This is a genomic window from Pseudomonas sp. AK106 (assembly GCF_053903055.1).
In genome coordinates, this window is the sequence record NZ_CP096426.1 from 1,900,776 (window position 1) to 1,923,892 (window position 23,117).

Annotated in this window: 21 protein-coding genes; 7 read left to right on the plus strand and 14 right to left on the minus strand. The window is 60.6% G+C overall.

Annotated features, from left to right (window positions below; genetic code table 11):
* Positions 1-356 precede the first annotated feature (356 nt).
* The 3 genes from M1E04_RS08685 to M1E04_RS08695 all read right to left on the minus strand — a co-directional run bounded on the left by M1E04_RS08685 (position 357) and on the right by M1E04_RS08695 (position 4,198).
* On the minus strand, positions 357-1,358 hold the full coding sequence (locus M1E04_RS08685) for a sulfate ABC transporter substrate-binding protein (RefSeq protein WP_456292763.1): 1,002 nt from the start codon (positions 1,356-1,358) through the stop codon (positions 357-359).
* Between the two features lie 134 nt (positions 1,359-1,492).
* A complete protein-coding gene (locus tag M1E04_RS08690; RefSeq protein ID WP_065988735.1) occupies positions 1,493-2,359 on the minus strand; it encodes an ion transporter in 867 nt (288 codons plus the stop codon).
* A 207-nt stretch (positions 2,360-2,566) separates the two neighbouring features.
* Positions 2,567-4,198: a methyl-accepting chemotaxis protein gene (locus tag M1E04_RS08695; RefSeq protein ID WP_456292764.1), complete on the minus strand. Its 1,632-nt coding sequence runs from the start codon at positions 4,196-4,198 to the stop codon at positions 2,567-2,569.
* Positions 4,199-4,817: 619 nt separating this feature from the next.
* Here M1E04_RS08695 and M1E04_RS08700 point away from each other — a divergent pair.
* The gene (locus tag M1E04_RS08700; protein WP_065988733.1) at positions 4,818-5,216 is read left to right on the plus strand and encodes a response regulator; all 399 of its coding nucleotides are present in this window, start codon (positions 4,818-4,820) and stop codon (positions 5,214-5,216) included.
* 3 nt (positions 5,217-5,219) lie between these two features.
* Here the strand turns inward: M1E04_RS08700 and M1E04_RS08705 are convergent, their stop codons facing one another.
* Positions 5,220-5,828 (minus strand): TetR/AcrR family transcriptional regulator, encoded by a 609-nt coding sequence (locus M1E04_RS08705; protein WP_065988732.1) that lies wholly within the window; start codon positions 5,826-5,828, stop codon positions 5,220-5,222.
* 239 nt (positions 5,829-6,067) lie between these two features.
* Between M1E04_RS08705 and M1E04_RS08710 the strand changes: the two genes are divergently transcribed.
* Positions 6,068-6,292 (plus strand): hypothetical protein, encoded by a 225-nt coding sequence (locus M1E04_RS08710; RefSeq protein ID WP_065988731.1) that lies wholly within the window; start codon positions 6,068-6,070, stop codon positions 6,290-6,292.
* Positions 6,293-6,423: 131 nt separating this feature from the next.
* Here M1E04_RS08710 and M1E04_RS08715 read toward each other — a convergent pair whose 3' ends face one another.
* From M1E04_RS08715 to puuE, 7 genes are all read right to left on the minus strand, one after another.
* On the minus strand, positions 6,424-7,212 hold the full coding sequence (locus M1E04_RS08715; protein ID WP_296309577.1) for a hypothetical protein: 789 nt from the start codon (positions 7,210-7,212) through the stop codon (positions 6,424-6,426).
* A gap of 358 nt (positions 7,213-7,570) precedes the next feature.
* A complete protein-coding gene (locus tag M1E04_RS08720; RefSeq protein WP_456292765.1) occupies positions 7,571-8,926 on the minus strand; it encodes a nucleobase:cation symporter-2 family protein in 1,356 nt (451 codons plus the stop codon).
* Between the two features lie 139 nt (positions 8,927-9,065).
* Positions 9,066-10,421 (minus strand): urate hydroxylase PuuD, encoded by a 1,356-nt coding sequence (locus M1E04_RS08725; RefSeq protein WP_456292766.1) that lies wholly within the window; start codon positions 10,419-10,421, stop codon positions 9,066-9,068.
* A gap of 47 nt (positions 10,422-10,468) precedes the next feature.
* Positions 10,469-10,972 (minus strand): ureidoglycolate lyase, encoded by a 504-nt coding sequence (locus M1E04_RS08730; protein ID WP_122622636.1) that lies wholly within the window; start codon positions 10,970-10,972, stop codon positions 10,469-10,471.
* A gap of 209 nt (positions 10,973-11,181) precedes the next feature.
* Entirely contained in the window at positions 11,182-12,177 is a 996-nt protein-coding gene (gene alc / locus M1E04_RS08735) for an allantoicase (protein WP_456292767.1), read from the minus strand.
* A 41-nt stretch (positions 12,178-12,218) separates the two neighbouring features.
* On the minus strand, positions 12,219-12,734 hold the full coding sequence (gene uraD, locus M1E04_RS08740) for a 2-oxo-4-hydroxy-4-carboxy-5-ureidoimidazoline decarboxylase (RefSeq protein ID WP_192130058.1): 516 nt from the start codon (positions 12,732-12,734) through the stop codon (positions 12,219-12,221).
* A complete protein-coding gene (puuE, locus tag M1E04_RS08745) occupies positions 12,731-13,657 on the minus strand; it encodes an allantoinase PuuE (protein ID WP_410928799.1) in 927 nt (308 codons plus the stop codon). Before puuE ends, uraD begins: the two co-directional genes overlap by 4 nt.
* A gap of 383 nt (positions 13,658-14,040) precedes the next feature.
* Here puuE and uraH point away from each other — a divergent pair, with 383 nt between their 5' ends.
* From uraH to M1E04_RS08765, 4 genes are all read left to right on the plus strand, one after another.
* Positions 14,041-14,394, plus strand: a complete 354-nt coding sequence (gene uraH / locus M1E04_RS08750) for a hydroxyisourate hydrolase (RefSeq protein WP_065988723.1) — start codon at positions 14,041-14,043, stop codon at positions 14,392-14,394.
* 50 nt (positions 14,395-14,444) lie between these two features.
* Positions 14,445-14,870 carry a DUF3830 family protein gene (locus M1E04_RS08755; protein ID WP_065988722.1) on the plus strand — a complete coding sequence of 142 codons (426 nt, stop codon included), beginning with the start codon at positions 14,445-14,447 and terminating at the stop codon, positions 14,868-14,870.
* A 450-nt stretch (positions 14,871-15,320) separates the two neighbouring features.
* Positions 15,321-16,592: an oxalate/formate MFS antiporter gene (oxlT, locus tag M1E04_RS08760; protein ID WP_369319304.1), complete on the plus strand. Its 1,272-nt coding sequence runs from the start codon at positions 15,321-15,323 to the stop codon at positions 16,590-16,592.
* Positions 16,593-16,615: 23 nt separating this feature from the next.
* Complete coding sequence (locus M1E04_RS08765; RefSeq protein ID WP_456292768.1) at positions 16,616-18,205, plus strand: gamma-glutamyltransferase family protein; 1,590 nt, start codon at positions 16,616-16,618, stop codon at positions 18,203-18,205.
* 1 nt (position 18,206) lies between these two features.
* Here the strand turns inward: M1E04_RS08765 and M1E04_RS08770 are convergent, their stop codons facing one another.
* Positions 18,207-19,553 carry an NCS2 family permease gene (locus M1E04_RS08770; protein WP_456292769.1) on the minus strand — a complete coding sequence of 449 codons (1,347 nt, stop codon included), beginning with the start codon at positions 19,551-19,553 and terminating at the stop codon, positions 18,207-18,209.
* Positions 19,554-19,909: 356 nt separating this feature from the next.
* Between M1E04_RS08770 and M1E04_RS08775 the strand changes: the two genes are divergently transcribed.
* Positions 19,910-20,674: a GntR family transcriptional regulator gene (locus M1E04_RS08775; RefSeq protein ID WP_065988718.1), complete on the plus strand. Its 765-nt coding sequence runs from the start codon at positions 19,910-19,912 to the stop codon at positions 20,672-20,674.
* 259 nt (positions 20,675-20,933) lie between these two features.
* Here the strand turns inward: M1E04_RS08775 and guaD are convergent, their stop codons facing one another.
* Both guaD and xdhC read right to left on the minus strand, forming a co-directional pair.
* On the minus strand, positions 20,934-22,250 hold the full coding sequence (gene guaD, locus M1E04_RS08780; protein ID WP_456292770.1) for a guanine deaminase: 1,317 nt from the start codon (positions 22,248-22,250) through the stop codon (positions 20,934-20,936).
* 27 nt (positions 22,251-22,277) lie between these two features.
* Entirely contained in the window at positions 22,278-23,114 is an 837-nt protein-coding gene (xdhC, locus tag M1E04_RS08785) for a xanthine dehydrogenase accessory protein XdhC (RefSeq protein ID WP_456292771.1), read from the minus strand.
* Positions 23,115-23,117 lie beyond the last annotated feature (3 nt).

Below are 23,117 nucleotides of genomic sequence, written 5' to 3' on the forward strand. Positions count from 1 at the left end.
ACACCGCGCACTCGTAGGACCGGCTTCAGCCGGGAAGCCCTTGATCTGTTTTTGATCTTGATCTTCAAACACCTAACGCCCAGACGACACCCATCGCGACTTGGGTGCAGGCTGAACGCAGGTTTTGCGCAGTGGGCCGAGCCGCATGGATGCGGCGAGAGCGCCGTCAGGACATGGATGTCCGTTCGGCGCGGGCCCACGGAGCAAGACCGGAGTGAAGGAACCCCGAGGAACGAGGGGCCCAACCAGGAGCAAAAGCCCTTGGTTACTTGGGGCTTTATCAAGTAACTCGCCGAAGGCGAAACGGTCTGCCCCTAGGCAGACGCTCTTGATCTTGGCGTACTAAGCCGGGGGCCTTACTTGGCCGGGTAGATCTGATCAAACACCCCACCGTCATTGAAGTGGGTCTTCTGCACGGTGCGCCAGTCGCCGAAGGTTTTTTCCACTGACAGGAAATCCACTTTCGGGAAGCGGTCGGTGTATTTGGCCAGCACTGCCGGGTCCCGTGGGCGCAGGTAATTGTTGGCCGCGATTTCCTGGCCTTCTGGCGACCACAGGTACTTCAGGTATTCCTCGGCCACCGCGCGGGTGCCTTTCTTGTCGACCACCTTGTCCACCACGCTCACAGGCGGCTCAGCTTCAGCGGAGACGCTCGGGTAGACCACTTCGAACTGATCGCGACCAAATTCGCGGGCGATCATCTCCGCTTCGTTTTCGAAGGTCACCAGCACGTCGCCGATGTGGTTGGTCATGAACGTGGTGGTCGCGCCACGGCCACCGGTGTCGAGGACGGGCACATGGCTGAACAACTCGCCGACGAACTTCTTGGCCGCCGTTTCATCGCCACCCTTCTTCAGCGTATAGCCCCACGCCGACAGGTAGGTGTAGCGGCCGTTGCCGGAGGTTTTCGGGTTGGGCACCACGACTTCAACGCCCTCCTTGACCAGGTCCGGCCAGTCCTTCAACGCCTTCGGGTTGCCCTTGCGCACGATGAACACCGTGGCCGAGGTAAACGGCGCGCTGTTGTTCGGGAGGCGAGTGACCCAGTCCTTGGGCACGAGCTCGCCGTTATCGGCCAGCGCGTTGATGTCAGTGGCCATGTTCATGGTGATGACATCGGCCGGCAGGCCGTCGATCACCGAACGCGCCTGTTTGCTCGACCCGCCAAAGGACATCTGAATCGTCGGGGTCTCTTGGTGCTCTGCATTCCAGTGCTTCTGGAACGCGGCGTTGTAGTCCTTGTAGAAATCGCGCATCACGTCATACGACACGTTGAGCAGCGATGGCGCGGCGGCCTGTGCAGCGCTGCCCAGCGCCAGTCCTGCGGCGAGCAGGGAAGCGGCGAAGATCTTTTTCACTGTGGATTCCTTGTGGCGTTGAGCATGAGGCGTTTATCGATTCGCTCTTGAAAGAGCCGTTGTTAGAACCAGACGAGAGGGCCAATGGCTGGCGACTATAACCAAAGTCGCCAGCCCCCCAATAGATCAAAAACTCATGTGCTTATGTCGGGTTCTGCATTGGCCGGTCCAGCGATCGCGCCGAGCTTGGGGAACAGCGCATTGCCGCAGCGCGAACAGAACGCCGCGTTAGGCTCATGGGCGTTCTTGGCGCAGACCGGGCAGTCGTGCTGCAGCTGATCGCCGCGCATGGCATTGGCCAGTTCGGCGGTGAAAATCCCGGTCGGCACGGCGATGATCGAGTAACCGGTGATCATCACCAGCGACGAGAGGATCTGCCCGATCGGTGTTCTCGGCACGATGTCGCCAAAGCCCACCGTGGTCAGGGTGACGATCGCCCAGTAGATGCCCTTGGGAATGCTGGTAAAGCCGTGCTCCGGGCCTTCGACGACGTACATCAAGGTGCCGAACACCGTCACCAGCGTCGACACGGTGGCGAGAAACACGATGATCTTCTGTTTGCTGCCACGCAGGGCGGCGAGCAGGTAGTTGGCTTGTTTCAGATACGGGCTGAGCTTGAGCACCCGGAAGATCCGCAGCATGCGCACCACGCGCACGATCAGCAGGTACTGCGCGTCGCTGTAATAGATCGCCAGAATGCCCGGCACGATCGCCAGCAGGTCGATCAGGCCGTAGAAGCTGAACGCGTATTTGAGGGGTTTGGGCGAGCAGTACAGGCGCACCAGGTACTCGACCGCGAAGATGAAGGTGAAGGTCCACTCGACCCAGGCCAATGGCGCGGCGTAATTGCGGTGCACGGCCTCGATGCTGTCGATGATCGCCACGAGCAAGCTGCAGAGGATGAGCACCAGCAGAATCTTGTCGAAGCGTCGGCCGGGTTTGGTGTCACTTTGAAAAACGATGATGCGTAGCTGTTCGCGCCAGCTGATGTTGCTGTCCATGGGGTCGTTCCGCGTGCAAGGTCGGCAGAGCGTGGGACAAAGCGCTCAGGAGCGCAACCTGTGAGGCGCCGCACCGCACATCTGATGGCGTCAAAACGGGCCTCTTCCCGGCTAAAGCCAGTCCTACGCAGAGCATTGCGTACATCCGATGGCACTGGCTAGTACGACCCCTGTAGGACCGGCTTTAGCCGGGAAGGCGTCAGTCGCTTAAACCCGAAACTGCTTCAACAACCCATTCAACTGCTCACTCAACCCCTTGAGCTGGTTGCTCGCCGCGCTGGACTGTTCCGCCGCCACCGCCGTGCTCTGGGAGAGTTGTGCGGCCTGGGTGACGTTCTGGTTGATGTCTTCCACCACGTGGGATTGCTCAAGGGTGGCGCTGGCGATCGAGGCGTTGAGGCCGTTGAGGTTGCGCAGTGCCTGGCTGATCGACGTCAGGCTCTGGCCGGCCAGGTTGGCCTGTTCGATGGTCAGCTGCGACGAACGACTGCTGTCAGCGATCACTTTCACTGCAGCGTCCGAATGGGCTTGCAGGCGCTCGATCATCGCCTGGATTTCCGCCGTTGATTTCTGCGTGCGCTGGGCCAGCAGGCGGACTTCGTCTGCGACCACGGCGAAGCCTCGGCCCTGATCACCGGCGCGTGCGGCTTCGATGGCGGCGTTCAGCGCCAGCAGGTTGGTCTGCTCGGCGATCGAACTGATCACCTCCAGCACCCCGCCGATCTGCGTGCTTTCGCTGGCCAGCGTGCGAATCACTTCCACAGCCTGATCGATGGTGCCGGACAGGTGCCCGATCTGCTTCAGGCTGCTGTCGATGTTGGCCTGACCCTGCTGCGCCTGGGACTCGGCGTTGCGCATCTCGCTGGCGGCGTGCTCGGCATTCTTCGCCACGTCCTGTACGCCGTACGTGACCTCATTGACCGCCGTCGCCACCTGCTCCATCTGCAACGACTGCTGCTGGCTGCGCTCCTGGGCCTGGATGGCATTGCTGCCCAGCTCACTGGATGCCTGGCCGAGACCGACCGCAGACGACTGCAGCTCGCTGACCACCCGCCGCAGTTTGGCGGTGAACGCATTGAAGTGCCGGGCCAGTTGCGTGACTTCGTCGTTGCCCTGGGTTTCCAGGGTGCGGGTCAGGTCGCTTTCGCCGCTGGCGATATTGGCCATCGCTTCGACCGTGGCCTTGAGCGGGCCGGCGATGCTGCGTGCGATCAGAATCAACAGCAGCGCCATGACCAGAAAAATGCCGGCACTGATCGACAGTGCCTTGACCACCTGCTTGTAGAACTCGCCCTGCACGTCATCGATGTAAACGCCTGAGCCGATGATCCAGCCCCACGGCGCGAACAGCGAGATGTAGGAGGTCTTGCCGACTGCGTCAGTGGCGCCGGGCTTGGGCCAGCGATAGTTGACCATGCCCGCGCCTTTGGCCTTGGCCAGGGTGACCATCTCGTTGAAGACCTGGAAACCGTCCGGGTCTTTGATGCCGGACAGGTCCTGGCCCACCAGCTTGGGATTGGCCGGGTGCATGATCATCACCGGGCGCAGGTCATTGATCCAGAAGTAGTCGGTCTGGTTATAGCGCAGCCCGCGAACGGCATCCATGGCCTGCTGCTGCGCCTGCTCGCGGGTCAGGGTGCCGGCGGTTTCCAGGCCATGGTAGTAATCAAGCAGGCCACTGGCGGTCTGCACCACGTGCATGGTCTTGACGGTTTTGGCTTCGTACAGATCGTCATGGATCTGCTTGAGCATCGCCGCTGCCAGCGTAAACAACATCACCACCGCGACGATGAGAATCAACCACAGGCGCCGGCTGATGGAAAGATTGCGCATGTTCATGATCGTCACTCCGTTTCTTTGTTCTTTTTATGGGGCTGGCGTCCTGGGCAGCGCGCCAGTCAAACCGGTTGCGGCACACCGGATCGATGACCGTCAAACGACAGACAGAGGACGCGGTGTCATTAAGCGTCTCGGCTTGTTTGTGACAAACGTGAGAGCGGTGCAGGGATATATCTGCAATGGTAGTTATCAAAGCCAAATAAGCTGTAAGAAATGCCTTCGCCTGGCGTCAGATCCGATACAGGTATAGCGAAAGGCTTACACGAGCTGAGGAACTTGGCTCTAGGTTGAAACACTTCGGCGCGGTACATTGGATCCATCAACTGCAGCAACGGACCGCTGCAGGATCAAGGATGATCGACCGTTGCCAGGCATTGGCGGCCAACAGGAAGTTGGACGGTGTTGCACAAACCCGCTTCGGCGGGTTTTTTATTGCCCGCGATTTGGCGAACGCCCTTTTGTACCCATTCATTTACCGAATCTGTACAGCGTTTCGACCAAATGTTGCTTCCCGATGGAATTTCCTGCGCTCGCGCCGCTCACAGTACGGACTACACCCGAGTCCAGGACAGGGCCGGCCGGGCAGGCATGGGAAATAATTATTGTGGATGTGGCGCAAATGGCAGCAGACGTACCGAACAAGAGACTCATTCTGGTGGTTGAGGACGAGCAAATCATTCGCGAGTTTGTTTGCGAAATCCTCGAGGACGAAGATTTTATGACCTATGCGCTGGAGACTGCCGACGAGGCTGCGACGTACCTCGAGAGCAACTCCGACGACGTGGCGCTCCTTCTCACCGATATCCTCATGCCGGGTCAGTTGAACGGTGCCGATCTGGCGAACCTGTCGGGCAACAAGTATCCGCACATCCCGATCCTGATCATGTCAGGTCACGAGACCCCCGAGAGTTCTGGCGTCGTGCACCCGGTCGTGTTCATTCGCAAGCCATGGAGTTTCGGCCAGCTTTTACAAGGCGTTAACAAGGCCTTGGGCTACGACAAGCACGAAAGCCTGTGACCCTCAGCGGTCCGGCTCACACCCTTTGAGCACCAGCCGGATGATGGTCTGGGCGGCCGCTTCGTAATCAGCGTCGTCCAGGGTCGCTTTGCCCGTCACTGTTGAGATCTGCCAGTCGAAATCGGCGTAGGTCTGGGTCGCCGCCCAGATGCTGAACATCAGATGATGGGGGTCGACAGGTGCGATCAGGCCGTCATCGATCCAGCCCTGGATGCACTCGATATTATGCCTGGCCTGACCATTCAACTGGTCAACCTGCTCGGGCGTCAGATGTGGCGCGCCGTGCATGATCTCGCTGGCGAACACTTTGGAAGCGAAAGGCAGGTCGCGGGAGATGCGGATCTTCGAGCGGATGTAGCTTGTCAGCACTTCAGCCGGCACCCCCTCACGATTGAATGGCGTCGACGCCTGCATGATCGGCTCGATGATGCTTTCGAGCACCTCTCGGTACAGGTTGTCCTTCGATTTGAAGTAGTAATAGACGTTGGGCTTGGGCACACCCGCCTTGGCGGCGATGTCGCTGGTCTTGCTGGCAGCGAATCCTTTATCGGCAAATTCTTCACTGGCTGCGCGCAGGATCAGTTCTTTGTTGCGCTCGCGGATGCTGCTCATAAACCGGTATGTCCTTGCCTGCTCGGCGGTGGCGAATGTTAGCACCGGCCTCGCAGCAGGCTCAACATTGCCACTGCTGTGCAACTACAACCCCTTTGTCCACCGGCTTTGTCACTGGCGCGACGGCGTGCCGGTGGTATTGTGTGGCGGGTTGCATCGGGAGCAGTAGCAGAAGGGCAGTAACAGAACGGGCGCCTTATCAAGGCTGAACGCGTATTCGGTGGCGAGGTGTCGGCAGCATGAACAGCCCATTGTTTTCCAGCGTCGTTGCGTATGCCCAGCATTGCGAGCGACAGCTGGTGGAAATCCTGCACCGCCGGCCAACGCTCGACCGGCAGCAGGTCATGACCTGGGTCGACGAGCAGAGTCATGCGATGAAGGACCGTGATCCCCTCGACCTGTTGCGCTCACTCAACGCGAGGGTGCGAGCGGGCAAGCCGCTGCCGTGGGAAGGGCACTCCTGAGGGGGTGCTGTCAGCAGGGCTCGAGCGGCCGAAAGTGGCGGATCAGAGACCTTTGGTGTCTGATCCGCTGCGCCTCAGGTCGACAAGGATCTTGCCGGTCGACCATCGATCGGCAGCAGATCAACGCTTCGTTAGAAGAATACTTTTACCAGCAAACTGGCGGTGTTCTGATCGGTGTCGAAAGAGCGCGTGTCGTTGATGCCGTACTTGTTGCTCCAGTAGTCGTACTCGACGCCCACATACAACTGCCGGTCCGGAAGATTGAGCGCCTTGCCCAGGTCGTATTTGATCTGCGGGTTGAAGTGCAGGTTGGAGTGGTAATCGCCTTTGCTGTTGGACTGTTTGTTGTCCACGACCCAGTCCATGAAACCGTCGATGAGAATGTCGGACTTGCCCACCGGGATCGTGTAGGACCAGACCGGGGTAATCTGCCAGGCACCGTAACCGGCGCGGTGGCCGTCGGTGTAACGCTTGTAGAAGTTCAGCTGGAAGTAATCAAAGCCAGGCACTTTCAAGTCAAAACCCGGGCCGATCAGGTACGACTCGACATCCCCTTCGCCAAACTCGTACGTCGTCGCCAACAACACGTCAGTGATCGGCCCCAGCTGAAACTTCTGATCGAAGATCTTGCCCATGGACAGGCGAGGGGAGATCTCCCCGTACGTCGAGGCGTTGCCCAGGCTGCCGTCTTTTTTGCCGTTGTAGTTGATGTAATCGAGGAAGACGAAGTTATCGCCGTATTTCCAGCCATCGGCATGTTCGTAGGTGAACGTCTGCTGGTTCTCAGGGTTCACGGCGAAGTTCTTGCCGTAGAGATAAGTCAGGCTGTTGCTCTGCCACTGCAGCAGATCACCCGACATGGCCGGCGCCGCGGCAAGCAGGCTGCTGGCGGCCATCAGGCTGGAAAGCGTGCGGTTCATGTAAATACTCCCTTGGATTGACGTCGTGGTTTTTTGCGAACTGACGCTCTGTTATGGCGCCTTGGTTTTAATCTACTAAGTTGTCTGTTTGGTCAGCTTCGAGTTGATAGCAAGAGCTGAGCCAACACCTTGAAAAAAGACGAAAAAGCCCCGCCGGCTGTTTAAAGAACAGTCGATGGGTCGTTTTATCGATGCCGTTTGGAAGAGGCACGGGCTGATCGGAGAGTTGTCCGGCCAGTCAGGTCAGTTGCGGTGTTGTTATTGGAGTGAATTCGAGCGGCGGCGGAGGATACTGACTCGCGCAGCGGTGCTCAAGTGCTCTGTCACAGCGCACTCTCGTCGAAAACAGGGCAACCCCTCAGTGTGGATGCAGCGGCCCGGCCATCACCGCACGATCGGCACCGCCGAGCACGTTAAACAGCAGGTTCAATAGCACGGCACTCAGCGTCGCCATGGCGATGCCGCTGTGGGTAATCGGGCCCATCCACTGCGGCAGCTGGCTGAAGAACTCCGGCCGCACCACCGGGATCAGGCCCATGCCGATGCTCACCGCGACCAGCAGTTGGTTGCGCCGATCGGAGATGTCCGCTTCCTGGAGGATCTTGATCCCGGTGGCGGCGACCATGCCGAACATCGCGATGGCCGCGCCGCCCAGTACGGCAGGCGGAATCGAGGCGACCAGATAGGCCGCTTTCGGCAGCAGGCTGAGCACGATGAGAAACCCGCCCGCGACAATGGTCACCGAGCGGCAGCGTACGCCGGTCATCTGCACCAGGCCGATGTTCTGCGCAAACGAGGAGTGGGTGAAGGTGTTGAGAAAGCCCGCAAGAAAAGAGGCGGCCGCATCGCACAGCAGGCCCCGGCGCAGCATGCCGGGCGTGACGTCGCGGTCGGTGATCTTGCCCAGGGCGAGGAACATCCCCGTGGATTCGACAAAGATGATCACCACCACCAGGCACATCGACAGGATCGGCGCGAGGCTGAATTGCGGCATGCCGAAGTGCAGGGGCGTGACCACTTTCAGCCATTCGGCCTGACCCAGTCCACTGAGGTCGACCATGCCGATGAAGCCGGAGAGGATGTAGCCCAGGCCCATGCCGATCAGCACCGAGATGTTCACCCAGAACCCGCGCATGAATCGGTTGATCAGCAGGATGGTCAACAACACCAGCGCAGCGACGCCGAGGTACACCGGGGCGCCGAAGCTCACCGCCTTGCTGCCGCCGCCGGCCCAGTTGACCGCCACCGGGAACAACGACAGGCCGATGGAGGTGATCACCGTGCCGGTCACCAGCGGCGGGAAGAAGCGCACGATTTTCGACATGAACGGTGCGATCAGCATGCCGAAGAAGCCCGCCGCGATGGTCGCGCCGAAGATCCCCGGCAGGCCGACGCCGCTCATCCCGGCCATCGCCACCATGCTGCCGACAGCGGCGAAACTGGCGCCCATCATGATCGGCATGCGGATGCCGAGCGGACCGATGCCGAGCGATTGCACCAACGTGGCAATGCCGGCGACCAGCAGGTCAGCGTTGATCAGAAAGGCGATGTCTTCCCGGGAAAGCCCGGCGGCCTGGCCGATGATCAGCGGCACTGCAACGGCACCGCCGTACATCAACAGGACGTGTTGCAGGCCCACCAGAATCAGTTGCAGCAAGGGCAGGGGCTGTCGTGGCGGCGCGGCAGGGATGCGCGCGTGAGTTGACTCGGACATGCAACACCTCATTTGTTCTTATTTTGGGGTTGAAGCTTTGAATCGGTGAAGGCGACAAGCTTCAAGCGGCAAGCCTCAAGCTAAAGCCGATCGCGTACTGCTTCTGACTTGTGGCTTGCCGCTTGAAGCTTGCAGCTGCTTAGTTCGTCTGCGCCCCCTTATCAATCCATTGACCCAGCAGGTCACGTTCCTGTTGGGTCATCTGGGTGATGTTGCCCAGCGGCATGATCTGCGCGGTCACGGCCTGGGCCTGGATGCGCGGGGCGAGTTGCTGGATCTGTTGCGGCGTGTCGAACATGATTCCGGCCGGCGCGCTGCTGAACAGCGGGCTGGTGGGTTTGGCGGAGTGGCAGACGGTGCAGCGTTCCTGAATCACGCTGTGGACTTTCTCGAAATCCACACCGCCGCTGCTGGCCTGCGCGGGTTTCGCGGCAGCGGGGGCAGTGGCAGCGGGCGCAGGCGCAGTTGCAGTTTCAGGCGCAGCGGCGACAGGCGCTGGCGCGACCTCGGGCTTCGGCTCGTCGGCGCGATGACCGCCGATGGCCGTGCCCGGCAGCGGCTGGTACTGGATGTTCGCCGCCACGTCCGGGCTGCGAAATGTTTGCGCCGGGCCGGTGACGTACGCCAGACACATCATCCCCAACGCGCCGACCGGGAGGGCCCAGGCATATTTGTGGCTGTTGTGGCGGGTGTTGAAAAAGTGACGGACCAGCACCGCACACACCGCGATCCCGGCCAGGATCAGCCAGTTGTACTGACTGCCGTAGGTGCTCGGGAAGTGGTTGCTGATCATGATGAACAGCACCGGCAGGGTGAAGTAGTTGTTGTGCCGTGAACGCAGCAGGCCTTTGGCGGGCAGCGACGGATCCGGCGTGCGGTTCTCGGCGATGGCGGCGACCAGCGCGCGCTGGGCCGGCATGATAATGCGCAGCACGTTGCCGACCATGATCGTGCCGATGATCGCACCCGTGTGCAGGTAAGCTGCTCGCCCGCTGAACACCTGGCTGAAGCCGAAGCAGGCCGCGATGACCAGCACGAACAGCACCAGGCCCAGCAGGACAGGGCGCTTGCCCAGCGGCGAATCGCAGAGGATGTCGTAGATCGTCCAGCTGGCGATCAATGAGCCGACGCCGATGGCGATGCCTGCGCCGCCGCTCAGCGTGCTGCCGGGTGCCAGCAGGTAAAGGGTGGGGTTGGCATAGAACATGATGCACAGCAGCGCAACGCCCGACATCCAGGTCCAGTAGGCTTCCCATTTGAACCAGTGCAGGTCGTCCGGCATGGTCGGCGGGGCCAGTTTGTACTTTTCCAGGTGATAGATACCGCCGCCGTGAATCGCCCAGAGGTCGCCCGACAGACCGTCACGGGGGTTGGCACGGTTGAGGTTGTTCTCCAGCCAGACGAAATAAAAGGACGCGCCGATCCAGGCGATCCCGACGATCATGTGAATCCAGCGCACGCCCAGATTCAGCCATTCCATCAGATGTGCAGCCACAGTCTTACCCTTTGCCTGCCACCCCTTGGCGGGTGGTCAGACCCTTCTTATAGTTGGGGATCGAGAACCATCTTCTGACTCTCTTCGAAGAAATGCTCATCGCAGTTATTGCCGTTGCCACTGCGATCAACCACCAGGAAGTCATCCCGCTTTTCGATCGTCAGCACCGGGTGGTGCCAGACGCCGCGATGGTAATTAACACCCTGCCTGCCATTGGTGATGAAGGCGCGGGTCAACTCGGGTTCGGGTGCATCGCCAAGTGGCGCGACCACGACCAGAAAAGGATGGCCGAGCAGCGGAATAAAGGCCTGGCTGCCCAGCGGATGGCGCTCCAGCATGCTGATGGTCAACGGCATGTCCAGCGCCTCGGCGCGGAAGATGCTGATGATCGCCTTGTCGTCCGGCGTGGCCGTTTCAACCTCGGCCAGACGGTGAAAGCGCATGGTCGAGCCGTTATTGATCATGAAATGATCGCTGCCGTCGGTTTCGATGACATCGCCAAACGGGGCGAAGGCTGCCTTGGTCAACGGCTCGATGATCAGTGTGCGCATGCGGGGTCTTCTTTCTCGTTATTCGTAAATGAAAACACTGTGGTCTTTGGTCTACGCAATCTTTTGTAGGAGCGTGGCTTGTCCCGCGATCTGGCGCGAAGCGTCAGCAAGACCGGCGCACGCGGTGTATCAGACAGAGCGCAGTTGCCGCTATTGCGACGACTTCGTCGCCGATCGCGGGACAAGCCACGCTCCCACAGGGTCAGGTGTTATCTCGCCACCTTGCCCAGCACCCGCAACCGGCTCACACCGCCATCCGGGAACACGTTCAGGCGGATATGGGTAATCGGTCCCAGCGCCCTGATCTGCTCGACGAACGTGTGTTCGGCGTGCATTTCCAGCTTCTGGCTCGGCAGCAGTTCGCGCCAGAACAGGCTCTGGGTTTCGATCTGGCTGTCGGTGCCGCCTTTGACGAACGCCGCCTGAATCGAGCAGCTGTCCGGGTAGTTGCCTTTGAAGTGCAGGGTGTCGACGACGATCTGCTCGACCTCACCGGCATGCCCCAGCGCCACGATCACCCAGTCATTGCCCGGGGTGCGGCGCCGTGCGGTTTCCCAACCGTCGCCCATGTTCACGCCACGGCCCGGGTTGAGGATGTTGCTCATGCGCCCGAAATGCTCGTCGGAACAGGCCAGGGCACGGCCGCCATTCAGCGCCGCGACCAGGTCGATCTGCTCGTTGTCGCCCACTGCCGACCAGTCCCGATGGGGCACGCCGTACACCCGCAGACGCGCCACGCCGCCGTCCGGGTAGATATTGAAACGCAAGTGGCTGTAGGCCTTGGCGTCCGCGATATCGTGGTAGTGGTGGCTGTCGCCCTTGAGCTCCACGGCCGGCAGCACTTCGGTCCACACGGTGTGCTCGTCCGGCTCGCCCGACGCCAGGAAGCACGCTTCCAGGGAGGCCGATGGCGGGTAGTTACCGGTGAAGAACGACGTGTCGATGTCCACGCCTTTGATCGAACCGGCGACGCCCAGGCGGATCACCGCACTGTCGTAACCTTCGAAGCGCTTGCGGCGCGACTCCCAGCCGTCCATCCACTTGCCGTTGTCGTCGAACACGCCTTCTTTCCAGACCGCAGGGGTCGGCTGGAACAGGCGGTTGGCGTCGGCGAACCAGTCATCGGTGACGGACAGGATCTTCGTCCCCAGGCGCGCATCGGCCAGGTTGACGAACTTCTCGAAGGGTGCGGCGTAAGCTTTCATTCTTTTTGTCTGCCTTTGATAAGGGGCGTGGGAACGGTCGGTCAGAGGGCTTGCAGGCGGAACATCGCGATCTTGTTGATCTCGGCGAGGGCGCAGGCAAACTCGGCGTCTGCCGTGTTGTGAATGCGCGTCTCGAAGGCCGCGAGGATCTGATGCCGGTTGCTGCCTTTCACCGCCATGATGAAGGGGAACGCAAACGTCGCTTTGTAGGCGTCGTTCAGCTCGGTGAAGCGCTGAAACTCTTCGGCCGTGCATTGGTGGATACCGGCGCCAGCCTGTTCAGAGGTACTGGCTTCGGTCAGTTGGCCTTGCACGGCGGCTTTGCCGGCAAGGTCCGGGTGAGCGTTGATCAGCGCCAGTTGCGCCGCATGATCAGCACTCAACAGGATGTCGCTCATGCGTGCATGCAGCGTCTCGATATCATCGAGTTCGTGCAGATGGCCCCGGTCATAGGCCTGTTCGGCGACCCAGGGCGAGTGTTCGTAGATGTCGGCGAAGGTCTGGACGAAGGCTTCGCGGCTGAAGGAAGAGGGCGTCAGGGTCTGAAAACGGCTCATTCGGCAGCTCCGTTGAAGGGGTGAACCTGGTGCCAGTGCCGCGCGATCTCCACGCGACGGGCGAACCAGACCTGCTCGTGGCCTTTGACGTACTTAAGAAAACGCTGCAGCGCGGCCAGCCGGGCCGGGCGGCCAATCAAGCGGCAGTGCAAGCCGATCGAAAGCATTTTCGGCGCTTCGACCCCTTCGGCGTAGAGCACGTCGAAAGCGTCTTTCAGATAATCGAAGAAGTCATCGCCCTTGTTGAAACCCTGCACCTGGGTGAAGCGCATGTCGTTGGTGTCCAGGGTGTAGGGGATCACCAGATGCGGCTTGCCGGTGGAGTTATTCGGCTCCCAGTAGGGCAGGTCGTCGTCGTAGGTGTCGCAGTCGTAGAGAAAGCCGCCTTCTTCCATCACCAGCCGCCGGGTGTTCGGGCCGGTGCGCCCGGTGTACCACCCCAGCGGACGCTCGCCGGTGAGTTCGGTGAGGATGCGGATGGCTTCGAGCATGTGCTCGCGTTCCTGGGCCTCGTCCATGTTCTGATAGTCGATCCAGCGATAGCCGTGGCTGCAGATCTCATGGCCGGCGTCGACCATGGCGCGGATCACGTCCGGGTGACGCTGGGCGGCCATGGCCACCGCGAAAATGGTCAGCGGGATGTCGAATTGCCTGAACAGCTTGAGCACGCGCCACACGCCGGCGCGGCTGCCGTATTCGTAAAGCGATTCCATGCTCATGTTGCGCTGGCCCTGCAGCGGTTGCGCGGCGACCATCTCAGAGAGGAACGCCTCGGATTCCTTGTCGCCATGCAGAATGTTGCGCTCGCCGCCTTCCTCGTAATTGAGCACGAACGACAGCGCGATACGGGCGTTGCCTGGCCAGTGGGGATGGGGCGGGTTACTGCCGTAACCGATCAGGTCGCGTGGGTAGTCGGCGCTCACTGCGAGATTCCTTCTGTGCGTGTTGTCTGTTGCTGTGGCTGTCTGACATTGCAAGAACGATGCAGTGGACTGCCGTTGCGGTGAAAAGATTGTATACAACCTTGTCCGCATTTTGTAAGCCTGTTTTTTCTTTTCTTACGAAGGCTGGTGCTGCAAGAAACCTGCCTTATTGGTCAGGATCTTTACAAAAACTCTAATAATTTCCTGACTCGGCTCTGAAATACGGGTTATCCAGACGCGACAAGCAAAACGGGCTATGGAACGATATCTATTGTGTACAATTTAAGCTCAAAGTGTCTTAATTGTTCATCACCCGCACCCGCTGAGCCCTCAATTGGTGCGCGTGCCTGATTTTCCACTTCTCAAGCGAGGCCCCGACAAGCATGGGACGACTGACCACACACGTATTGGACGCCGCTCACGGCTGCCCCGGCAGCTCCATTCACATCGTGCTTTACCGGGTTGAAGGCGAACGGCTGGAGAAAGTCGCCGACGCCGTCACTAACGCCGACGGTCGATGCGACGCGCCATTGTTGCAGGGCGATGATTACCGTTCAGGCGTCTACCAGTTGCAATTCCACGCAGGTGATTACTACCGCGCCAAAGGCGTTCAACTGCCCGACCCCGCGTTTCTTGATGTGGTCGTGCTGCGCTTCGGCATTGATGCGGCGCAGGACCACTATCACGTGCCACTGCTGATCTCGCCTTATAGTTATTCGACCTATCGCGGGAGCTAGGGCCGCCGCGCCTCGGATCATCGCCATGCCTATTGAGGAGACAATGCTGCATGACCACTCTTAAAATCACCGCAGGCGGGTATCAGTTTCTCGCCGAAACTCACCCCGATGCCCCGGAAACTGTCTCGGCGTTTCTCGCATTGCTGCCGTATCGTCAGAAGCTGATTCACGTGCGTTGGAGTGGCGAGGGATGCTGGGTGCCATTGGGTGAGTATCAACTTCTGAAGGGCGAGGAGCCCATCGGCTTCGAGAATCACACCAGTCATCCTTCCGTGGGTGACATTCTTTTCTACCCCGGCCCCTACAGCGAAACCGAGATTCTCGTGGCCTACGGCTCTTGCTGCTTTGCCAGCAAAATGGGGCAACTGGCGGGCAATCACTTTCTGACCATCGTGCAAGGCAAGGAAAACTTGCGCGCCCTGGGCGTTAAGACGTTATGGGAAGGGGCTCAAGAGATCGTATTCGAGCGGGCGTGAAGTTCGCGCTCGCAAAGGCGGCTGGATCTATTCCCGGCGCGCTATGAATGAAGAGGGCGGCCGGGTTCGGACCGCTCTTCTCATGCCCGGCAATACCGTTGCCGCCGTTGTAAATCGGGTCAGCCTGGTGCGCGGCGTGCGTCGCTGCACCGACGTCGGGCGATAAGCTGACCTCGAATTTTGCGCGTGTCCGTTAGGCGATATACGCCGTCCCTTTAGCGATAGACAAGCCTGCGCATGGCGCGTACGTTCTTTTCCATTCATTACTTAGTTGGACTTATATATACATTGAATTTCGGATAAATAGCCGGAAGGCGGAGGCGCGGACGAAAGGTTTTGACCGGCGTAAGTTTGGTTTTTAATAGGCGGATAAGTTGAGACGATTTAATTAGCTGGCATGCCGTTTGCTCTTTGCTTTGACTCGATAAACCCACCTTCGAGCCTAATGCCATGAGCAGTGATCAATACATTATTGAAGGCGCACGTACGCCTGTTGCGACCGCCCGTTGGTATCAACTTTTCATCGGTGTTGTGTGCATGATGGCGATTTCCAGTCCGCAATATGTCTGGACGCTGTTTACCGGCCCGCTGACCAATAAACTTGGTGTTTCGCTGGCGCAAGTGCAAATCACCTTTTCCCTGTTGATTATTTTGCAGACATTCTTTTCCCCCGTGCAGGGCTATCTGGTCGATCGTTTTGGCATTCGCCTGCTGGTCGGTCTGGGTTGCACGTTGTCCGGCCTTAGTTGGGTGCTGGCCAGTCAGGCTTCTTCTCTGAGCATGCTGTACTTGAGTTATGGCGTGGTGGGTGGCCTGGGTACCGGGATTGTCTACGTGGGAATTGTCGGTCTGATGGTGCGCTGGTTCCCGGACCGTCGCGGTTTTGCGGCAGGCGCTGTGGCGGCAGGCTATGGAATGGGCGCAATGCTCACCACGTTTCCTATCAGCAACAGTCTGCAAAGTGCTGGCATGGAACAGACCATGATGACGTTCGGCCTGGTGCTGGGGGTGGTCGGGCTTGCCGCGTCGCGGTTTTTGCGTCAACCACCGGCACTGTTGCGTGATGCGGCGGTGGCGCAAACGCCCCAGACCGTTTCTGATGTCGCGCCCCGCGAGATGCTCAAGACTCCCGTCTTCTGGCTGATGTTTGCCATGTTCACCATGATGTCCACGTCCGGTCTGATGGTGACTTCGCAGATGGCCAGCTTCGCCAAGGATTTCGGCATGACCACCGTCATGGTGATGGGCATGGCGGCCTTGCCACTGGCCCTGACCATCGACCGGGTCTGCAATGGCCTGACCCGGCCATTGTTCGGCTGGATTTCCGACCGTTTCGGCCGTGAAAACACCATGGCGTTCGCGTTCCTGTTTGAAGGTGTAGCCATGACGCTGTGGTTGCTGACCAGTGATAATCCGGTCCTGTTCGTGCTGTTGTCGGGTGTCGTGTTCTTGGGCTGGGGCGAAATCTTCTCGCTGTTTCCTTCGACCCTGACCGACACCTTCGGCACCCGCCACGCCACCACCAACTACGGTTTTCTGTACATGGCGCAGGGGATTGGTGCGGTGTTTGGCGGTCCGGTTGCAGCGCTGCTGCACCAGTACACAAGTAGCTGGTACCCGGTATTCGCAGTGGCCATCAGCTTTGACATCGTCACCGCTCTGCTGGCCTTCTTCGTGCTCAAACGCATGCGTATGAACTGGCTTGCCGCACACGCTCTGTAATTTTTACAACAAGGAATCTGCGCATGTTGAACACCACACTGGCCGCTCGGGGCATTGCCGTTGCACCTCACAGCCTCGCTGCCCAATCGGCGCTGGCAGTATTGCGCGAGGGCGGTAACGCGATCGAGGCCATGGTCGCGGCAGCCGCCACGATCGCCGTTGTGTACCCACACATGAACAGCCTGGGCGGCGACGGTTTCTGGCTCATCATGCCTGCTCAGGGCGAGCCGGTGGCGATTGACGCCAGCGGTCCGGCTGGCAGTCTGGCCACCCTGAGCCGCTACGAAGGCATGAGCAAGATCCCGACCCGTGGCGTCGATGCGGCGCTGACCGTGGCGGGAACCGTAGGCGGCTGGCAGGAGGCCTTGGCCGTTTCGGCGCAACGGGGTGGCCATACTCCTTTGCCGCGCCTGCTCGAAGACGCGATCCACTATGCACGGTCTGGAATCCCCACCACCGTCTCGCAACACGTCGCCACTTCTGCCAAGCAGGCTGAGCTGCAGCATGTGCCGGGTTTTGCAGAGACATTTTTGCCGAACGGCGCAGCACCGCAAGCTGGCAGTCTGTTCCGGCAACCGCGTCTGGCGGACACGCTGCAAGCCTTGGCCGACGACGGTCTCGACAGTTTCTATCGCGGGGCGCTTGCTGATTCCATCGCCCATGATCTGGAGGCACTGGGCGCGCCGGTGACCCGCGCCGATCTGGCCGGCTACCGGGCCAGGCGTGTGCGCCCCCTTGAGCTGACCCACAGCGCAGGCACGGTTTACAACCTGACGCCCCCTAGTCAGGGGCTGGTTTCGCAGCTGATCCTGGGGATTTCCGATCACGCAGGTCTAGCCTCACATGCCGCGGACGAGGCAGACCATATTCATACCCTGGTGGAGGCGACCAAGCTCGCATTCGCGCTGCGCGATGGTCACATAACGGACCCCGAGCACATGACTATCGACCCACAGAGCTGCCTGGCGCCGGACAATCTGCAAGCGCTGGCCGCGCGCATTGATCCGCAGCAAGCCGCGCCCTGGGGTGAAGGCAAGGGGCCGGGTGACACGATCTGGATGGGTGTGATCGATAACGACGGGCTGGCGGTTTCGTTCATTCAGAGCATTTACCACGAATTCGGCAGCGGCGTGGTGTTGCAGGGCTCAGGCCTGAACTGGCAGAACCGCGGCGCCTCGTTCAGTCTCGATCCTGAGCACCTGTTGGTCTTGAAGCCGGGCAAGAAGCCGTTCCACACGCTCAACCCTGCGGCGGCCCGCTTGAAGGATGGCCGCGCCATGGTCTACGGCACCATGGGTGGAGACGGTCAGCCGCAGACGCAGGCGGCGGTGTTCAGCCGCTACGCGGTGTTTGGTCAGCCATTGCAGCAGGCGGTGACGGCGCCGCGCTGGTTACTGGGGCGGACCTGGGGTGATACGTCGGACACCCTGAAACTGGAGTCGCGTTTCCCGGCGTCCGTTGTCGATGAACTCAAGCGCCGTGGCCACGAGGTCGAGTTGCTTGCGGCCTTCACTGAAACCATGGGGCATGCCGGGGCTGCGGTGCGGCAGGTCAATGGCAGTTTTGAAGGCGCTTTCGACCCGCGTGGCAATGGCGCCGCCGCCGGCTATTGATTTACAGAAACACAAACTTGGCGATGAAGATCGCGCACAGCGCCCACAGGCTGACCGAAATCTCCCTGTGTTTGCCGGTGCCGGCCTTGAGCACTACGTAAGTGATGAAGCCCAGCGCGATGCCGTCGGCGACTGAGAACGTCAGCGGCATCATGATCGCCGTGACGATCGCGGGGATGCTGTCGGTGGCTTCGTCCCAGTCGATGTGCGCCATGCCGCCCATCATCAGCATCGCCACGTAAATCAATGCCCCTGCCGTCGCGTAGGCGGGAATCATGCCAGCCAGCGGGGCGAAGAACATCGCCGCCACGAACAGCACGCCCACGGTCACGGCGGTCAGCCCCGTCCGCCCCCCGGCCGCCACGCCCGAGGCGCTCTCCACGTAGCTGGTCACTGGCGGCACACCGACCATTGCGCCGAACACGCTGGAGGCGCTGTCTGCCTTCAAGGCCCGTGAGAGGTTCTCGATGCGACCGTCTTCGCGGACCAGACCGGCGCGCTGTGCCACACCCATGAGCGTGCCGGCCGTGTCGAACATGTGCACGAACAGAAACGCCAGCACTACGCTGATCATGCTGACGTTGAACACGCCCGCCAGGTCCATGGCCATCCAGGTCGGCGCCAGGCTCGGCGGGGTGGAGAAGATGCCGTTGTAATGCACCAGCCCCAGGCCCCAGCCGGCCAGCGTCACCGCGATGATGCTGATGAGGATCGCGCCGAAGACCCGGTGGTAACTGAGCACGGCAATCATCAGAAAGCAGATGGCGGCGAGCAGCGGACCGGGTTCGCGCAACGAGCCGAGCCTGATCAGCGTCGCCGGGCTGTCGACCACGATGCCGGCGGTCTTCAGGCCGATCAGCCCGAGAAACAGGCCGACCCCGGCGCCCATGGCGTAGCGCAGGCTGACCGGGATGCTGTTGAGCAGCCATTCGCGGATCCGCGACAGCGTCAGGAACATGAAGATCACGCCCGAGACGAACACCGCGCCCAAGGCCGTTTCCCAGCTGTAACCCATGGTGCCGACCACGGTGTAGGTGAAGAACGCGTTCAGGCCCATCCCCGGCGCCAGGCCCACCGGCCAGTTGGCGTACAGCCCCATCAGCAGGCAGCCCAGCGCCGCGGCGATGCAGGTCGCGACGAACGCCGCGCCATGATCGATGCCGGCGTCGGCCATGATGTTGGGGTTGACGAAGATGATGTAGGCCATGGTGATGAAGGTCGTGAGCCCCGCCAGCAGCTCGGTCCGGACGGTCGTGCCGTGCAGGCTCAGTTTGAAGAGGCGTTCAAGCAGGCCTTTGCGCGGCAGCGTGAGATCCAGCGGCGTGGCTTCGGTTTTGCGACTTTCCACAGTGAAATCCTCGGGACGTTTTTGTTGTTATGACAAAGCCGGTTGCGGGCTCCGGGAGGCGGTGGACCTGTCAGGCCGATTTGTTGACTGAAAGGTCAGAAACAAGCACGAGGGATTATGCTTTTGTATACAAATAATGCAAATAATGTTTTCGATATTGTTCGGGATATTTGGCGGATTGTGTGCATAACGCCCCGTCGTTTCGGGGCCTGTGCAGACGTTGCCGGCTGTGTACAATGCGCCATTACTTTTACTGTGACTTTGCCGGGATATCTGCTATTGGTTGCTCCAACAGTGGTCGTACCCGCCCTGATCACGGCAAGGCCCCGCGCCGGATTCTGTTACCACGAGTGCCCATGAACGATCAGCTGCAACCCCTCAAGAAACACTCACGCACGGCCAAATCCGGCCGTACCGGCACCCAGGACGACATCGTCTACGCGCACATTTTCGAGGCGATTCTCGAACAGCGCCTGGCGCCCGGCACCAAACTGAGTGAAGAAGCCCTGGGTGAAATCTTCGGCGTCAGCCGCACCATCATTCGTCGCGCACTCTCGCGACTGGCCCACGAGGGGGTGGTGTTGTTGCGCCCTAACCGTGGGGCGGTGGTGGCCAGCCCGAGCGTCGATGAGGCACGACAGGTGTTCTTTGCCCGGCGTCTGGTGGAGAAGGCGATCACGGAACTGGCGGTCGAGCACGCCACGGCGGAACAGCTCAGCGAGCTGCGCCAGATGGTCAGCGACGAGCGCGACAGTTTTTCCAAAGGGGATCGCGGGGCGGGGATTCGTCTGTCGGGGGAATTCCATCTGAAGCTGGCGGAAGCGGCGAAAAACGCTCCGCTCATCAGCTTCCAGCGAAGTCTGGTCTCGCAGACCTCGCTGATCATCGCGCAGTACGAAAGCGGCAACCGCTCGCACTGCTCATACGATGAACACACCCAACTGATCGACGCCATCGAAGCCCGCGACGCGACCCTGGCGGTGAACCTGATGATGCACCACATGGATCACATCGACAGCAAGCTCAACCTCGACGAAGACAGCGCCTCCGACGACCTCCACGCCGTGTTCTCCCACCTGATGCTGCCGAAGAAAAAAGCAGGGCGCAGCACCGCAGTCTGAATGTGACAGTGACCGGGGTGGCGCTCCACCTTGCTCACGAATGCGGTGGGTCAGCCTCATCCAGGCTGACTGACAAAACGCCTTCGCGAGCAAGCTCACTCCTACAGTTTCCAGCTGTCATCCAAATCCGCGTCGAGCGCAGATCTCCTGTAGGAGCAATCGGAGGTTACGACGGTCGCGAAGCGTCGGGCCTGCGAAATCAACGTCGGCTGACACACTGCATTCGCGGGCTAGCGCTCCTACCGTTTGCGGAATCGCCTCAACGCCTATGCACCAACGCCCCCGCCGAATACGTTTCGCTCACGGTCCGGTCATCCCCCAGGGTCATCAGCACAAACAACCGCTCTTCGATGCTGGTCGCCTGACTCATGCGGTAGGCCAGCAGCGGCGTGGCGTTGTAGTCCAGTACCACGAAGTCCGCTTCACTGCCCGGCTGCAGATTGCCGATCTTGTCGTCAAGCCGCAGCGCCCGTGCGCCGCCCAGTGTCGCCAGGTACAGCGATTTGAACGGGCTCAGTTTGGCGCCTTGCAGCTGCATGACTTTGTACGCCTCGTTCAGCGTGTGCAGCAGCGAGAAGCTCGTCCCGGCGCCGACGTCTGTCCCGAGTCCTACATTGACCTTGTGCTTTTCCGCCATCGGCAAGTTGAACAGCCCACTGCCGAGGAACAGGTTGGAGGTCGGGCAGAAGGCAATGGCTGACCCGGTTTCTGCCAGGCGTTCACACTCTTGGTCGCACAGGTGCACGCCATGGGCGAACATCGAGCGCTCGCCGAGCAGGTTGAAATGGTCGTACACGTCCAGGTAGTTCTTGCGCTCCGGGAACAGCGCCTTGACCCACTCGACTTCCTTCAGGTTTTCACTGATGTGGGTCTGCATGTACAGGTCGGGGTATTCGGTCAGCAACTGGCCGGCCAGGGTCAATTGCTCGGGCGTGCTGGTCGGGGCGAAGCGCGGGGTGACGGCGTAATGCAGACGGCCCTTGCCATGCCAGCGCTCGATCAGCGCCTTGCTGTCGACGTAGCTGGATTCAGCGGTGTCCACCAGATAATCCGGCGCGTTGCGGTCCATCATCACCTTGCCGGCGATCAGGCGCAGATTGAGCTTCTCGGCGGCACTGAACAGCGCCTCCACCGACTCCTTGTGACGACTGCCGAACACCAGAGCCGTGGTGGTGCCGTTGCGCAGCAGTTCCTTGAGAAAGATGTCAGCCACCTGCGCCGAATGCTCGGGGTCTTCGAACTGCTTCTCGCAGGGAAAGACGTAGGTGTTCAGCCAGTCGAGTAACTGCTCGCCGTAGGACCCGACCATGCCGGTCTGCGGCAAATGGATATGGGTGTCGATGAAACCGGCGGTGATCAGCTCGTCCTGATAGCTGACGATTTCGACGTCGCCGGCGAGGGTCTTCAACAGGTCTTCGGCATTGCCGAGGGCGATGATCTTGCCGTTGTCGACCACCATCAGGCCGTCTTCGAAATATTCGTACGACGCTTCCACCGCTACGTCGGCAGGGTCGGCGATGCTGTGAATGATGGCGGCGCGGTAGGCTTTTTGGGCGGTGCGGATGTCAGGGGTCATGTCAGTTGATCATTCTTCCGGGATTCATTAGGCCTGGCTGCGGCGGGACACCGGCAGCAGCTTGGCGACAGGTTCGGCGGTGGTGCTTTGCTCGCCGAAATGAGCGTTGTAGGTGGCGATCACTTCGCCGGCGATGGACACGGCGATTTCCATGGGCAGCTTGCCTTTGACCTCGGTCAGGCCCATCGGGCACCGCATCCGCTGCAGCACTGCGGGCTCAAAACCACGATCCCGCAGGCGATGCTCGAACTTCACGCGCTTGGTTTTCGAGCCGATCAGGCCGAAATAGCTGAAGTCGCCACGCTTGAGAATCGCAGCGGCGAGTTCCAGGTCCAGCTGATGATTGTGGGTCATGACGATGCAATAGCTGCCAGCGGGGAGGTTATCCACTTCTTCGGTGACGTCCTCGCAGAGGATCTGCGTCACGCCTTCTGGCAGGTGCGCGGGAAATTCGGCCTCGCGGGAATCGATCCAGCGCACGCGGCAGGGCAGGCTGGCCAGCAGCGGCACCAGCGCCCGACCGACGTGGCCGGCGCCGAAAACGGCAATGTGCGCCTGGGGCTGGCCCATGGGTTCGAACAGCAACACGTTAACCCCGCCGCAGCACTGACCCAGGCTGGCGCCAAGGCTGAAGCGCTCCAGGCGGGTGTGCTGGCTGCCGCTGGCGAGCATCTCCCGGGCAATTTCCATGGCCTTGTATTCCAGGTGACCGCCGCCGATGGTGTCGAAGATCCGCCCGGCGCTGACGACCATTTTCGAGCCGGCATTGCGCGGCGTCGAGCCCCGCTCCTCGATGATGGTCACCAGCACGCAGGCCTCGCCCTGCTGCTGCAAATCGGCGAGGGCGCTGATCCAGTTATTCATGTG

Bases quoted from the DNA above. Each gene is read 5' to 3' on its own strand.
- oxlT (WP_369319304.1), top strand. From the start codon at position 15,321: ATGAGCAGTGATCAATACATTATTGAAGGCGCACGTACGCCTGTTGCG.
- M1E04_RS08710 (WP_065988731.1), top strand. From the start codon at position 6,068: ATGAACAGCCCATTGTTTTCCAGCGTCGTTGCGTATGCCCAGCATTGC.
- guaD (WP_456292770.1), bottom strand. From the start codon at position 22,250: ATGACCCCTGACATCCGCACCGCCCAAAAAGCCTACCGCGCCGCCATC.
- M1E04_RS08730 (WP_122622636.1), bottom strand. From the start codon at position 10,972: ATGCGCACACTGATCATCGAGCCGTTGACCAAGGCAGCCTTCGCCCCG.
- M1E04_RS08715 (WP_296309577.1), bottom strand. From the start codon at position 7,212: ATGAACCGCACGCTTTCCAGCCTGATGGCCGCCAGCAGCCTGCTTGCC.
- M1E04_RS08700 (WP_065988733.1), top strand. From the start codon at position 4,818: ATGGCAGCAGACGTACCGAACAAGAGACTCATTCTGGTGGTTGAGGAC.
- uraD (WP_192130058.1), bottom strand. From the start codon at position 12,734: ATGAGCCGTTTTCAGACCCTGACGCCCTCTTCCTTCAGCCGCGAAGCC.
- M1E04_RS08755 (WP_065988722.1), top strand. From the start codon at position 14,445: ATGACCACTCTTAAAATCACCGCAGGCGGGTATCAGTTTCTCGCCGAA.
- M1E04_RS08690 (WP_065988735.1), bottom strand. From the start codon at position 2,359: ATGGACAGCAACATCAGCTGGCGCGAACAGCTACGCATCATCGTTTTT.
- M1E04_RS08765 (WP_456292768.1), top strand. From the start codon at position 16,616: ATGTTGAACACCACACTGGCCGCTCGGGGCATTGCCGTTGCACCTCAC.
- M1E04_RS08695 (WP_456292764.1), bottom strand. From the start codon at position 4,198: ATGAACATGCGCAATCTTTCCATCAGCCGGCGCCTGTGGTTGATTCTC.
- alc (WP_456292767.1), bottom strand. From the start codon at position 12,177: ATGAAAGCTTACGCCGCACCCTTCGAGAAGTTCGTCAACCTGGCCGAT.
- M1E04_RS08775 (WP_065988718.1), top strand. From the start codon at position 19,910: ATGAACGATCAGCTGCAACCCCTCAAGAAACACTCACGCACGGCCAAA.
- M1E04_RS08720 (WP_456292765.1), bottom strand. From the start codon at position 8,926: ATGTCCGAGTCAACTCACGCGCGCATCCCTGCCGCGCCGCCACGACAG.
- xdhC (WP_456292771.1), bottom strand. From the start codon at position 23,114: ATGAATAACTGGATCAGCGCCCTCGCCGATTTGCAGCAGCAGGGCGAG.
- M1E04_RS08705 (WP_065988732.1), bottom strand. From the start codon at position 5,828: ATGAGCAGCATCCGCGAGCGCAACAAAGAACTGATCCTGCGCGCAGCC.
- uraH (WP_065988723.1), top strand. From the start codon at position 14,041: ATGGGACGACTGACCACACACGTATTGGACGCCGCTCACGGCTGCCCC.